We start from the raw sequence: 12,742 nt of genomic DNA, 5'->3' as shown, positions 1-12,742 counted from the left end.
CTGCTGTCTTCCGCGTTGCGGAGGCAGACGCAGGCCGTGCGGGCGCACGACACCGTTGACGACCGTCCCGATCGGATATCCAGTAGCGCAGGCCGGGAGCAAGACGTGCGGTATGTGCCGGTCTGAGTTTGTCAGTCGCGAGGGTCTTGCCCATGAAACTGCCTGCTGCCTTGCTCGCCGGCCTCTGGATGGCGGCAACGCCCGTACATGCTGCAAGCGTGCTGTATGAATGCAATCTGAAAGCTCAGACCCGTTGGGGTTGGATTCCGGCCAAGATGTGGATTTCCTATGACGCGGCCAGGTCAAGGGGCTGGGTCATGGATAGGTATGTCCACTCGGTCCAGGACAAGCCGATCACCGCGGCCGTCACGAAAAGGGACGCCAATTCGGTGCAGATGAAGTGGACCGTTCCGGGCCTGGCGATGAAAAACGGCGCCAAGGCCAAGGCGGACTACACGGCGCTGTTCTGGCCCGGCACCGGCAAGCTGTCCCTGACAAGCTACGTCAAGGGCTTTGACAATCAGAACCGTGGCACCGGGACCTGCGCGCCCAAAAAAAGAAGTGAATGACCCGCTCAGGCCGGTTCAGGTTGTAAGCAGGAACGACGGGAACTTCTCCAGCGCACGCGGGCCGGTCAGGGCAGGGCGCCCGGTGGTGCCGGTCTTCACGTCGCGGATATTCGGATAGAAGGCCAGCATGTCGGCCAGCTGCTCCAGCGCCGCCTGACGCTCTGCCTCTGGCAGGTAGGGGGCGTGGGTCGACAGGTACAGCGACGGTTTCGCCGCCTGAAGCCAGGGCACCAGCCGGGGCAGGACGCCGAATTCGGCGCCTTCGATGTCCATTTTGACCAAGCCCACATTCGACAGGTCGGCCGCGCCTTCGAAGACCGACCAGTCCAGCGTCAGCACGTCCATGGCGCCCGTGCCGCCGGGGTTCAGCAGGCTGGTCATGCTGTCGCCGGGTTCTCCCCGGAAGCTGGCCATGCGGGCAATCCCCGTCTCGCCAGAAATGGCGACGGAAAAGGGGCTGACATTTTCGATCTCGTTCAGCGCCAGGTTCCAGGCGAGCGCACGATAGGCCTCGCGGTCCGGCTCGAACGCCCAGACATGGCGCGCGCGGCGTGCGGCATAAAGCACCGTGGGCCCGATCCAGGCGCCGATGTCGATATAGTCGCGGGTCCCGTCCAACTGGTCGTCCAGCACGGCGAAGGTCTCCGGCTCCCACATGCCGGCGGTGCACTTGCGCCAGAACGAGGTATGCTGCGGATCAAGCAGGAAAGGCTGCCCGCCCAGGGTGCCGGCATAATGGCCCTGTGCCCGCCAGAAGGTCTTTCTAAGCGCTGTCAGCATGCCCGTCGACCACGCGGCCGCGCCATCCGATCCGCTGTCGGGACTTGACCTGTGCAGGCCCGGGACGCATGTAACACACAACGAACTTTCATTATCAGGGGGCCCCAACATGGCTTTTGAACTTCCGGATCTTCCTTATGCACATGATGCCCTGGCATCCAAGGGCATGTCGAAAGAAACCCTGGAGTATCACCACGACCTGCACCACAAGGCCTATGTCGACAACGGCAACAAGCTGATCGAAGGCACCGAGTGGGCGTCCAAGTCGCTGGAAGAGATCATCGTCGGCACCTATGACAAGTCGGCCGTGGCCCAGAACGGTATCTTCAACAACATTTCGCAGCTCTGGAACCACAACCAGTTCTGGGAAATGATGGGCCCGGGCACCTCGGCGATGCCGGGCGAGCTGGAAAAGGCTCTGGTTGAATCCTTCGGTTCGGTCGACGAGTTCAAGTCGGCATTCTCGGCTGCCGGTGCCGGTCAGTTCGGTTCGGGCTGGGCCTGGCTGGTCAAGGACAGCGACGGGTCGCTTAAGGTCACCAAGACCGAAAACGGCGTCAACCCGCTCTGCTTCGGCCAGACTGCGCTTCTGGGCTGCGACGTATGGGAGCATTCCTACTACATCGACTTCCGTAACAAGCGCCCGGCCTACCTGTCCAACTTCCTGGACAACCTGGTCAACTGGGAAAACGTCGCTTCGCGCATGTGATCCCGGGCCTTTAGGCTAAGAATGAAACGCCCCACCGATCGGTGGGGCGTTTTGCATTTCCGGGGGCTTCAAGCACGACGCCGGTCGTCCGGCACGTGGCGGACGGGGGGGAGCGTCCTGCGTGGCATTCCGGGACGCACGCATTCTGGCCGGCTCCCTGGGCTCCCATCGGGCTTTCTTTCACGGTATCGGGCCAAAGCCGGGGCGTTCCGGCGCCGGGAAGACCGGTGCCCGGCCGGGCCCTGCCGCGTCACGCCGCGGCTTCGATCATCTTGAAGCGGTTCCGCCCTGCGGCCTTGGACTCGTAGAGCGCGCGGTCGGCCTGGTTCATCAGGTCCATCACGTCGGGACGGTTCGGGCTGAAGGGGCCGATGGCGACGACGCCGATGCTGATCGTCACTCGGACCGGTTCTGGCGCGCCGGGCAGCTGGAAGGGGCGGGCATTGATCTCGGCACAGATGCGGTGGGCAAGGCGCGTGGCCTGTTCGGGAGAGCCGGACCGGGCCACGATCAGGAACTCCTCTCCGCCGACGCGGGCGACCATGTCCGCGGGGCGGACCAGCTGGCGCAGACGCTGCGAGGTTTCGACCAGCACGGCGTCGCCGGCGGCATGACCGTGGCGGTCGTTGATCCGCTTGAAATGGTCGAGGTCCGCCATCATCAGCGCCAGCCCGCTGCCGTTCTCGGCCGCCTCGTGGAGGATCGACGTCAGGTAGGGCAGGGCATACCGGCGATTGTAGAGCCCGGTCATCGGATCCAGCACTGCCGCCCGCAGCCCGTCGCGGACGGTCAGGCGGAACCGGTCGCGGCGCGCCTTGCGGGCCAGATCCCGGTCCAGCCGCAGCGCCAGTTCCTCGGCGTCGAAGCCCGTGGTCATGACGTTCTGCGCCCCGCGGTCCAGCGCATCGGCCACGCATTGCGGCGAGGCCCCGTCGGCCAGGGCGATCACGACGCAGTTCTCCGTGGCGGACCGGGCGCAAAGGTCCGACAGCAGCGCCAGCGCGGGGCCCGGATTGGTGCGCGGCACCTCGACCACGATGGCATCCGGGACCGGGTCCTGCATCAGTGCGTGGACATCGGTCATCCGGTAATTGCGCACGCCATGCCGGGTGGCGCGTTCCAGATGGCTGCGCCACACCAGGCCGGTTTCGGGCCGTGCGGTGACAAGCGCCACGCGCGACGGTCCGGTGAACGGCGGTGCCGCTTCCGCGAAGCCCAGCATCCGGCCGGTGTCCAGCGGCAGGTCTTCGGACCCGTCGCGCAGGCGCATCAGGCTGCGGATGCGGGCCTGAAAGACCAGGTCGTTCAGGGGCTGGACCAGAACGTCGTCGATTCCCGCGGCCAAGGCGTTCAGCATCGCCTGGCGATCGGGCTGATCGGCGATGGCCAGGACCGGGATGCCCGCCAGGGCAGGATTGGTGGACACCATCGCCTTGACGCCCGCGGCCGTGCCGTCCGGCAGTTTCATCGCGGTCAGGATCAGGTCGGGCCGCGCCCGATTCAGAAGGTCGGGCAGGCTGGCCAGATCGACGCCCTGCACGATCCGGTAATAGGCCGCCGACAACTGGACTTTCAGCATGATGCGGTTGGTGGCTACGCCGTCGAGGATCAGAATGGTGCCCTGCACGTGACGACCTTTCGAGACTTGCGTTGATGGTGTGGCTCAGTCTTCATGATTGTGGTTAAGAAACCCTTTCAAACCGCCCACCCCCGACCCTGGACCGGAGCACGACATGACGCCTGACGCGGCCGAAACCCTTGCCATCGACGTCCTGGCCTGGCTGGCGGCCGAGGACGATCTTTTGCCGACCTTCCTTGGTTCTACGGGGACGTCGGTCGACGATCTGCGGGAACGGGCGGGGGATCCGGAATTCCTGGGCGCGGTGCTGGATTTCCTGATGCTCGACGATGCCTGGGTGCTGGGCTATGCCTCGGCCAGGGGCATACCGCCGGAACGGCCGATGCAGGCGCGCGCGGCGTTGCCGGGCGGGGCACAGATCAACTGGACGTGAAAGGGGCAGGCCATGACGGTCGAGGCGATTCTCTTCGACAAGGACGGGACGCTGTTTGATTTCGGGGCGACCTGGAATGCCTGGGCCGCGCGCGTGCTTCAGGACCTGTCGCAGGGCGACATCGCGCTGAAACGCGACCTGGCTGCGCGTGTACGCTTCGACCTGGCGACGGCGGCCTTCACCGCGGACAGCCCGGTCATCGCCGGTACCAACCGCGAGGTGGCGGCCCTGCTGCAGGCGGGACTGCCGCACATGACCCTGGACGAGGTAGACCTCTACCTGGCTGAGCGCGCGGCCGAGGCGCCGCTGGCCCCCGCTGTCCCCCTGGCCGAATTCCTGGACCTGCTGGCGGCGCGAGGCCTGAAACTGGGCGTCATGACCAACGACGCCGAACTTTCGGCCCTTTCCCAGCTGCAGGCAGCGGGCGTGCTGGACCGGTTCCATTTCGTTGCGGGCGCCGACAGCGGTCACGGTGCCAAGCCCGCACCGGACCCATTGCTGGCCTTCTGCCGGGCCGTGGGCGTCGCTCCGGAACGGGCCGTCATGGTGGGCGACAGTACCCATGACCTGATCGCCGGCCGGGCGGCCGGCATGGGAGTCCTGGGCGTCCTGACCGGCATGGCCCCGACCGAGGAACTGGCCCCCTTCGCGGATGCCGTCCTGCCCGACATCGGTCACCTTCCGGCCTGGCTGGACGCCTGACACCCGGAAATTTCCCAGGTCTCCGCGCTGAAATACGACAGGGACTGTCGCTATCGGGGCGGATTGCCGGCCCGCTCTCTGGCCTTGTCGATCAGGTCAGACAAAGGAGGCCAGCATGGCAGACGGTGCAGATCCGGTTCTTCGGAAGGGACGCGGCGGCGGTCGTGCGGGGCGCCGGGCACGGCGCGGGACCGAGATCATCGAACAGATGCCCTGGCGCCTGATCGAGAACATCGACCGCCCGATCGAGCCGATGCCCGAAGAGGGCGTGCTGGCCATACACGACGCCGCGATGCGGATCCTGGAAGAAATCGGCGTGGCCTTCCTGAACGAGGAGGCGCTGCAGCTGTTCCGCGAGGCCGGGTGCAGCGTCGAGGGCGAAGTGGTCCGCATGGGCCGCGAATGGGTGATGGAGATGCTGGCCCACGCGCCGGAAACCTTCACGATCACCCCGCGCAATCCCGATCACAAGCTGACCATCGGCGGCAGGACGATGCTGTTCGGCAACGTCTCCTCGCCCCCGAACTACTGGGACATGTCGCTGAACCGCAAGGTGCCGGGCACGCGGCAGCACTGTCAGGACCTGCTGAAGCTGACGCAGTTCTTCAACTGCATCCACTTTGCGGGGGGCTATCCGGTCGAACCGGTCGACATCCACCCTTCGGTCCGGCACCTGGACGTGCTCTTCGACAAGGTCACTATCGGCGACAAGGTCCTGCATGCCTATTCGCTGGGCAAGGAACGGGTCGAGGACGTGATGGAGATGGTGCGCATCTCGGGCGGCTGGACGGAGGAAGAGTTCGAGGCCACGCCCCGGATGTACACCAACATCAATTCGACCTCGCCCCTGAAACACGACCAGCCGATGATCGACGGCTGCCTGCGTCTGGCGCGGCGCGGGCAGGCCGTGGTGGTCAGCCCCTTCACGCTGGCCGGTGCCATGGCGCCGGTGACCATGGCGGGCGCCGTGGCGCAGTCGCTGGCGGAAGGCCTGTCGGCCATCGCGCTGTTCCAGTACGTGCGCCCGGGCACGCCCTGCGTCTTCGGCACATTCACGTCGAATGTCGACATGAAGACCGGCGCCCCGGCCTTCGGCACGCCCGAATACATGCGCGCGACCCAGATGACCGGTCAGATGGCGCGCTTCTACAAGCTGCCGCTGCGCGCCTCGGGGGCCTGTGCCGCCAACGTGCCGGACGGTCAGGCAATGTGGGAGACGTCGAATTCGTTGTGGTCGGCCGTCCAGTCGGGGACCAACATGGTCTACCACGCCGCCGGCTGGCTGGAAGGTGGGCTGATCGCCAGCCCCGAGAAGTTCATCATGGACTGCGAGATCCTGCAGCAGATCCAGCGCTACATGGAGCCCGAGGTCTTTGCCACGGGCACGGACGAACTGGCGCTGTCGACCATCGCCGAAGTGGGCCAGAACGGCCACTTCTTCGGCACGCAGCACACCCAGGACCGCTATACGACGGCGTTCTACCAGCCTTTCCTCAGCGACTGGAAGAACTTCGAAGGCTGGCAGGCGGCCGGGGGAGTGTGGACGGCGGAGCGCGCCTACCACCTGTTCCGCGCCATTGTCGACGGGTTCGAGGCGCCGGAACTGGACATCGCGATCCGGGACGAGCTGCAGGACTTCGTCGCCCGTCGCAAGGCCGAAGGCGGCGCTCCGACCGACTTCTGATCCTGGGGTACGTGCCGCAAGACTTGCCCCGCCGGCCCGGCATGGCTGGTGGGGGTTCTTGTGTCGCGGGCCATCCGGCCGGGTCCGGCAAATGGGGCGGTAGCTCCGGGCAAGGCTGGCGCGGTCCGCGCGTCCGTCATCGGGGTCCGCACCGGGCCCGGGATGGCCGATACTCAAGGCCTGCTGCCGTCGGCACTCGTTCTGACGCGGACCCGGGCCCTAGGCGGGGACCCAGGTGCCGTGCAGGCCCTGGGGCACGCGCTGGGGCAGGCGCAGACGGACGACCGGATCGCTTCCGAAACCGTCGGCGTCCAGCAGGACGAAATCGCTCGTCTCTGTTTCCGGATCGTAGAGATAGGTGGCAAGCCAGCCTTCCGTCTCACCCTCTCCGCGGGGAATGAAGACGGCCTCGCCTGCGATGTGGTTGCCGAAATCGTGGGGCAGGATGTCGCCGGTTTCGGTGTCGATCCGCAGCAGGCAGTTGAACGTGCCCGAGGCGCCGTTGCCGCCGGTAAGCGCAGGCGTCAGCGTCGGCGCGTAGACATAGCGGGTCGGCAGCGCATTGCGACGGTCGTCGATCCGCGGGAATTCGGCCACTCGGTCGAACCAAGTCTGCTGGGTGACGCGGCCCGTGCCAAGGTCCAGTACCAGCCGCCGCGGTGTCGGCGGTTCGGTGTTGCGTTCGCCATAGCCGACATACAGCTTCTGGTGCCGGACATAGTCGACCACGATCTCTTCCCCGCGTTCGAAACCGTTTGCGAAGTGGAAGACGAAGAAGGGCTCGGCCTCGAACCAGCGGACGTCGCCGCCGTCCAACGGCATCACGGCGATGCGGGTGCCGATCTCGGGCCGCCACTGGATGAAGGATCCGCCGGACATCATCGACTCCATATCGAACACGACCGGTCCGATCAGCAGGACGAGGTAGCGTTCGGTCAGCACGAAATCGTGGATCATGCTGGGTGCGGCCAGGCCGATGTCGAAACTGCGCCGCAGCTGCCCGTCGCGTCCGACATGGTGCATCGTCACGGTGGGGGATTCCAGGTCATAGGTCAGCGCGAACAGATCGCCAGTCACCGGGTGGACCCGGTTGTGGGCCCCCATGATCAGCGGCGTATCGGTTCCCGCAGTCCAGGGGCCCCGCGTTTCCAGGTCTGGTCCGATGTCCCATGCCGGTTCGCCTTCGCCCGTCGCCAGGAGGTGGCCGCCATGGTGCTGCACGCCGATGAAGGCCGACATCTTGAACGGGTTTTCCGGATCGTCGTGCGGACCCAGCAGCGCCGGATCGACCGGCTGCGGCGCCATCACCCCGCCATAGACCCGGCGCCCGGCACGGTTCTCGACCTCGAACCCGCTGGTGCGGACATAGCGGTTGCTGTAAAAGGCCTTGCCGCCCTCGAAGCGGAGCGCATGCAGCATGCCGTCCCCTTCCAGCGGGTAATTGTACGATGCGGGCTCGTACCGCGGATTGGGGCCGTTACGGACATAGGCGCCGGCCAGGTCCTCGGGGACGCGACCCTCGATTACCTGAAGGGGGCCGGCGTCGATCTCGGACCCGATGGGGGCAAAGTTCCCCGTCAGGTGCGGGTTGTCCGACTGCCAGGCGATGGTTTCCGTAATGCGGGTCCGGGTCATCTGCAAAATTCCCTAATCTCGGTTCCGACCGGCCCGACGGCCATCGCCGGAAGGGGGGAACGCTGCGATGAACAAACTTTGGGCAAGGATTGCGGGAAAACTGGCGTGGGTCAACGTCCTGTCTGGGGCAGACCACCTGATTGCGTTTCCGGCTGCGGCCCCGGCCTGCGACCAGGACATTCGTTGTCGGCGGCCGCAGGGGCGGATCCGGATCCGCATGTCATGGCGGCGGGGGCCATCGGACGTCGGGCAGCGGATGCAGCAGAGGGCGGTCTTCGGGCCGCTTGCGGCCAGATCGCGGTCTTGCCCCGGCTGTCGGGCTGTCCCGGAAAATTCGGTCTGGCCGGAACGTCACGACAGGGCAGCCTTTGCAAGTCGAACGGACGGCGCTATCCCTGCGCCCCAGGCACCGTCAGCGCTAACGTCGGCGCGACAGTGATTTGGCCAAGGGGTGCCCGGGGTCGACCCGGTGGCCCGACGGTACCCTGCATCGCGAAACGCAAACTTGGAGATCCCATCATGGCCACCACCGGCAAGCAATTGTTCACGACACTGGATGCGGACGGCACGCTGACCGTCGCGATCGAGGATGTGACCTTTCCCGATCCGACCGGCAATCAGGTCCTGGTGAAGATGGAAGCGGCGCCCATCAATCCGTCGGACCTGGCCATTCTGGTCGGCGCGGCCGATATCGACAATGCCGAGTATTCGCCCGGCAAGTTCGTGGCCAAGGTGCCCGAGCCGTTCAATACCGGTTCGAAAGCGCGTCACGGGCTGAAGCTGCCGGCGGGGAACGAAGGCGCGGGCACCGTCGTTGCCGTCGGCGACAGCGACAAGGCCAAGGCCCTGATGGGCCAGCGCGTATCCTGTGTGCCGGGCAATGCCTACAGCCAGTACTGTATTGCCGATGCCTCCATGTGTCTGCCCCTGGGCGATCACACGGCCGAGGATGGCGCCAGCGGCTTCGTCAACCCGATGACCGCGCTGGGCTTTGCCGAGAATGCCAAGATGGACGGGCAGGGCGCGATCCTGCACACGGTGGGCGCATCGAACCTGGGCCAGATGCTGACCCGGATCTGCAACGAGGACGGGCTGGGCCTGGTCAACATCGTCCGCAAGGACGCCCAGGCCGACCTGCTGAAGGGCATCGGCTCGACCCATGTCGTCAATTCGTCCGCCGACGACTTCATGGCGCAACTGACGGCCGCCATCGACGACACCGGCGCCTTCTACGGCTTCGACCCGATCGGCGGCGGCAAGTCGGTCGACACGGCCTTCAAGGCGATGGAACAGGTCGCGGTCGGCCGGATGACCGAATATTCGCGCTATGGCTCGACCCAGCCCAAGCGGATGTTCATCTATGGCCGCCTCGACACCGGCCTGACGACGCTATCGCCCAGCTATGGCTTTGGCTGGACCCTGTCGGGCTGGCTGCTGTTCCCGTTCCTGCAGGCGGCCGGGGCCGAAACCGTCGGCCGGATGCGCAAGCGCGTGCTGGACAGCCTGACGACCACCTTCGCCAGCCACTACAAGACGCGCGTCAACCTGGACGAGATGCTGACCAAGGACGCTGTGGCCGACTATCGCGCGATGCGGACGGGCGAGAAATACCTGGTCACGCCCTGGTCGTGATCCTGCGTGGCGGACGCGGTGGTTCGGGGCCGATGCAAGGTCCTGAACCATCGTTTCGCTGACCCTGCGCCATCGGTTCGGCCCGTGACGGATCTGTTCCTTCGGGCCGGCCTTTTCCTTTTGCCTGTGCGTCAGGACGCGGGGGTGTCCCGTGACCGTAAGACTTTTGCCGCCGCTTCCGAGGCCCGCCGCCGCCTGTCGATGAATGGGGCGATGTCCCCACGAATCTCGGCCACCAGCCCGGGATCCGCGCTGCGGGGCGAGCCGTCCTTGAACGGCGGCTTGGGGTCGTATTCGATCTGCAGCTGGATCGCCCGGGCGGCGTCATCGCCAAAGAGGTCGGCGGCAATGTTCAGCGCGAAGTCGATACCTGACGTGACGCCGGCACCGGTGATCCGGTTCCGGTCCCGGACCACGCGTTCGAAAACGGGATCGGCCCCGAACAGGGCAAGCTGGTCGATGGAAGACCAGTGCGACGTCGCCCGGTAGCCGTCCAGAAGCCCCGCCGCGCCAAGGACCAGCGATCCCGTGCAGACGGAGGTGACCCATTTGCAGTCCCGGGCCACGCCGCGCAGGTAGTCCAGCGTTTCCTGATCCGACATCAACTCGATCTGGCCAGGCCCGCCCGGTACGCAGACGAGATCCAGCTTGCCGGCTTCCTCGAACGTGTGGGTAGGAAGGATGCGCATCCCGCGGTCCGACGAAACGGGATCCAGTGTCTTCCAGATCAGCGCGGTTTCGACGCCGTTCATCCGGCTGAACACCTCGAGCGGGCCCGTCAGATCAAGCTGCGTGAGGTTCGGAAACAGCAACAGACCGAATTTCATCGATGAGCCCCCTGGTTGGTTGCCCGCACTCTAGCGATGTGCAGACCGCCCGCAATGGGCGCGGTCAGGCCTTGCGCCGGGAAAGCGGGCCGGCCCGCGTGTCCACTGCCCCGCACGACCTGTCCCGGCGGATGCCCGTGCCTGTGCCTGAGCTCGTGCTCGTGCCTGTGCCCATGGCTGGCGGCCGGCCCCGCCGTTCCTTCACCCGTCATCCGGGGCCGGACGCCGACCGGATGCCCGCCTGTCGGGCGGGTCGGGGTCAGGCCCCTGGCAACACCTGCAGGAAGAGGTGCAGATGATCATGTGCCGGTGCCCGGTCGCTGCTATGCTCGACGGAAGAAACACTACAGGGAGTCCCGCCATGCAACGACTGATCGGATCAATAGCCGTGCTTCTGGGCGCTGCCGCCGTCCTTCCCGCCCATGCGCAGGAGATGGCCGACACGATCTATTCCGGCGGCCCGATCCTGACCGTCAACGATGCCCAGCCCCGGGCCGAGGCCGTGGCCGTCAAGGACGGTCTGATCCTGGCCGTCGGCACGCTGGAGGAAATGGAGGCGCTGAAGGGGCAGGGGACCGTCGTCTTCGACCTGAATGGACGCACCATGATCCCGGGCTTTGTCGACAGCCATGGCCACGTCGTCATGGGCGGCCTGCAGGCGCTGTCGGCCAACCTGCTGGCACCGCCCGACGGCACCGTCCACTCGATCCCCGCATTGCAGGACACGCTCCGCGACTGGATGGCGGCCAATGCCGCGACGGTGAAGGCCGTCAACCTGGCCGTGGGCTTCGGCTATGACCAGTCGCAGCTGGAAGAAGGTCGGGTGCCGACCCGGGCCGACCTGGATGCGGTTTCGACCGAAGTGCCGATCGTCATCGTCCACCAGTCGGGCCATTTCGGCGTCCTGAACTCTGCGGCGCTGAAGGTGGTGGGCATCACCGCCGAAACCGAGGCGCCCGCGGGCGGTGTCATCGTCAAGGGCGAGGATGGCGAACCCAATGGCGTGCTGGAGGAAAACGCCTTCTTCCTGTCCCTGGGCAAGCTGCTGGGCGGTCTGAACCCCGAGGCCTACAAGACCTTCGTCAGCGCCGGGTCGCAGCTTTGGGCGCGGTTTGGCTATACCACCGCCCAGGAAGGTCGGGCGACGCCCGGCGTGGTCAACATCCTGAAACAGGTCGCCGCCGAAGGCGGGCTGCCCGTCGACGTCGTGGCCTATCCGGACGTGCTCGTCGACCGTCAGCAGATCCTGGACGAGGTGTCGCCCGACTATGTCGGCCGTTTCCGGGTGGGGGGCGCGAAGCTGACCATCGACGGATCGCCCCAGGGCTTCACCGCGTTGCGCGACCGGCCCTATTACGATCCGGTCGGGGATTATCCGCCGGCCTACAAGGGCTATGCCGCGGCCGACATGGACCAGGTGCGCGATGCGGTGTCCTGGGCGTTCGAGAACGGAATCCAGATCCTGACCCACTCCAATGGCGAAGGGGCATCCGACATGTTCCTGGGCGCCATCGCCGAGGCCGAGACGAAGTTCGGCACCGCGGCCGACACGCGCCCCGTGCTGATCCACGGCCAGTTCCTGCGCGAAGACCAGGTCGACACGATGAAGGCGCTGGGCGTGTTCCCGTCGCTGTTTCCGATGCACACCTTCTACTGGGGCGACTGGCACCGCGATCACACGGTCGGGCCGGTCAATGCCGACAATATCTCGCCCACCGGCTGGGTGCGGGAACGCGACATGATCTTCGGCACCCACCACGATGCGCCGGTGGCTTTCCCGGACAGCATGCGGGTTCTGTCCGCCACGGTCACCCGCCGGTCGCGGTCTGGCGACATCCTGGGCCCGGATCAGCGGGTCGACGTGCCGACCGCGCTGAAGGCGATGACGATTTGGCCGGCCTGGCAGCACCACGAGGAAGACAGAAAGGGGTCCATCGAGCCCGGCAAGGTGGCCGATTTCGTGGTCCTTTCGGATGATCCGACCGCCATCGATCCCGAGACGCTGGCCGATGTCGACGTCCTGGCCACGATCAAGGGGAACGAGATCGTCTTCATGGCCGATCCCACCGACACGACAGATCCGGGCCTGCCCTTCCAGCGTCTGTCGCCGGAGATGGGGGAGAAGATCCTTCACATGATGGAAGGCGATCATAACGACCACTGACCGCGGCAGAACTCGTTTCCGGCCCCGA

General features: G+C 66.1%; 11 protein-coding genes. 7 read left to right on the top strand and 4 right to left on the bottom strand.

From position 1 onward, the window contains the following. Positions 1-152 precede the first annotated feature (152 nt). Positions 153-569 (top strand): hypothetical protein, encoded by a 417-nt coding sequence (locus tag FQK05_RS03875; protein WP_158964536.1) that lies wholly within the window; start codon positions 153-155, stop codon positions 567-569. A 15-nt stretch (positions 570-584) separates the two neighbouring features. Here FQK05_RS03875 and FQK05_RS03870 read toward each other — a convergent pair whose 3' ends face one another. Beyond that, positions 585-1,349 (bottom strand): FkbM family methyltransferase, encoded by a 765-nt coding sequence (locus FQK05_RS03870; RefSeq protein ID WP_158964535.1) that lies wholly within the window; start codon positions 1,347-1,349, stop codon positions 585-587. A gap of 109 nt (positions 1,350-1,458) precedes the next feature. Here FQK05_RS03870 and FQK05_RS03865 point away from each other — a divergent pair, with 109 nt between their 5' ends. Further along, positions 1,459-2,058, top strand: coding sequence for a superoxide dismutase (locus FQK05_RS03865; protein ID WP_158964534.1), 600 nt, complete (start codon positions 1,459-1,461; stop codon positions 2,056-2,058). A gap of 250 nt (positions 2,059-2,308) precedes the next feature. On the opposite strand, the gene FQK05_RS03860 is transcribed toward FQK05_RS03865, so the two are convergent. Further along, positions 2,309-3,685, bottom strand: coding sequence for a diguanylate cyclase domain-containing protein (locus tag FQK05_RS03860; protein WP_158964533.1), 1,377 nt, complete (start codon positions 3,683-3,685; stop codon positions 2,309-2,311). 106 nt (positions 3,686-3,791) lie between these two features. Between FQK05_RS03860 and FQK05_RS03855 the strand changes: the two genes are divergently transcribed. The 3 genes from FQK05_RS03855 (at position 3,792) to FQK05_RS03845 (ending at position 6,456) form a co-directional block, all read left to right on the top strand. After that, on the top strand, positions 3,792-4,070 hold the full coding sequence (locus tag FQK05_RS03855; RefSeq protein ID WP_158964532.1) for a DUF3572 domain-containing protein: 279 nt from the start codon (positions 3,792-3,794) through the stop codon (positions 4,068-4,070). Between the two features lie 12 nt (positions 4,071-4,082). Then, positions 4,083-4,772 carry an HAD family hydrolase gene (locus FQK05_RS03850; RefSeq protein ID WP_158964531.1) on the top strand — a complete coding sequence of 230 codons (690 nt, stop codon included), beginning with the start codon at positions 4,083-4,085 and terminating at the stop codon, positions 4,770-4,772. A gap of 115 nt (positions 4,773-4,887) precedes the next feature. Next, complete coding sequence (locus tag FQK05_RS03845) at positions 4,888-6,456, top strand: trimethylamine methyltransferase family protein (RefSeq protein WP_158964530.1); 1,569 nt, start codon at positions 4,888-4,890, stop codon at positions 6,454-6,456. 219 nt (positions 6,457-6,675) lie between these two features. Here FQK05_RS03845 and FQK05_RS03840 read toward each other — a convergent pair whose 3' ends face one another. After that, positions 6,676-8,091, bottom strand: a complete 1,416-nt coding sequence (locus FQK05_RS03840) for a carotenoid oxygenase family protein (RefSeq protein WP_158964529.1) — start codon at positions 8,089-8,091, stop codon at positions 6,676-6,678. A gap of 519 nt (positions 8,092-8,610) precedes the next feature. Here FQK05_RS03840 and FQK05_RS03835 point away from each other — a divergent pair. Then, positions 8,611-9,723, top strand: a complete 1,113-nt coding sequence (locus FQK05_RS03835; RefSeq protein WP_158964528.1) for a zinc-binding dehydrogenase — start codon at positions 8,611-8,613, stop codon at positions 9,721-9,723. Positions 9,724-9,854: 131 nt separating this feature from the next. On the opposite strand, the gene FQK05_RS03830 is transcribed toward FQK05_RS03835, so the two are convergent. After that, positions 9,855-10,550, bottom strand: coding sequence for a DJ-1/PfpI family protein (locus FQK05_RS03830; protein ID WP_158964527.1), 696 nt, complete (start codon positions 10,548-10,550; stop codon positions 9,855-9,857). 361 nt (positions 10,551-10,911) lie between these two features. On the opposite strand from FQK05_RS03830, the gene FQK05_RS03825 reads away from it, so the two are divergent. After that, complete coding sequence (locus tag FQK05_RS03825; RefSeq protein WP_158964526.1) at positions 10,912-12,714, top strand: amidohydrolase; 1,803 nt, start codon at positions 10,912-10,914, stop codon at positions 12,712-12,714. Positions 12,715-12,742: the final 28 nt, after the last annotated feature.

Origin of the sequence: Chachezhania sediminis (assembly GCF_009765275.1) — a bacterium.
Lineage (GTDB): Bacteria > Pseudomonadota > Alphaproteobacteria > Rhodobacterales > Rhodobacteraceae > Chachezhania > Chachezhania sediminis.
The sequence above is the reverse complement of the archived record's forward strand: the minus strand, read 5'-3'. Positions and strand labels throughout refer to the sequence as shown.

What these genes read in the sequence shown, in the direction of transcription:
- FQK05_RS03875 (WP_158964536.1), top strand. Translation starts at nt 153, where the DNA reads ATGAAACTGCCTGCTGCCTTGCTCGCCGGCCTCTGGATGGCGGCAACG.
- FQK05_RS03850 (WP_158964531.1), top strand. Translation starts at nt 4,083, where the DNA reads ATGACGGTCGAGGCGATTCTCTTCGACAAGGACGGGACGCTGTTTGAT.
- FQK05_RS03830 (WP_158964527.1), bottom strand. Translation starts at nt 10,550, where the DNA reads ATGAAATTCGGTCTGTTGCTGTTTCCGAACCTCACGCAGCTTGATCTG.
- FQK05_RS03840 (WP_158964529.1), bottom strand. Translation starts at nt 8,091, where the DNA reads ATGACCCGGACCCGCATTACGGAAACCATCGCCTGGCAGTCGGACAAC.
- FQK05_RS03835 (WP_158964528.1), top strand. Translation starts at nt 8,611, where the DNA reads ATGGCCACCACCGGCAAGCAATTGTTCACGACACTGGATGCGGACGGC.
- FQK05_RS03825 (WP_158964526.1), top strand. Translation starts at nt 10,912, where the DNA reads ATGCAACGACTGATCGGATCAATAGCCGTGCTTCTGGGCGCTGCCGCC.
- FQK05_RS03855 (WP_158964532.1), top strand. Translation starts at nt 3,792, where the DNA reads ATGACGCCTGACGCGGCCGAAACCCTTGCCATCGACGTCCTGGCCTGG.
- FQK05_RS03870 (WP_158964535.1), bottom strand. Translation starts at nt 1,349, where the DNA reads ATGCTGACAGCGCTTAGAAAGACCTTCTGGCGGGCACAGGGCCATTAT.
- FQK05_RS03865 (WP_158964534.1), top strand. Translation starts at nt 1,459, where the DNA reads ATGGCTTTTGAACTTCCGGATCTTCCTTATGCACATGATGCCCTGGCA.
- FQK05_RS03845 (WP_158964530.1), top strand. Translation starts at nt 4,888, where the DNA reads ATGGCAGACGGTGCAGATCCGGTTCTTCGGAAGGGACGCGGCGGCGGT.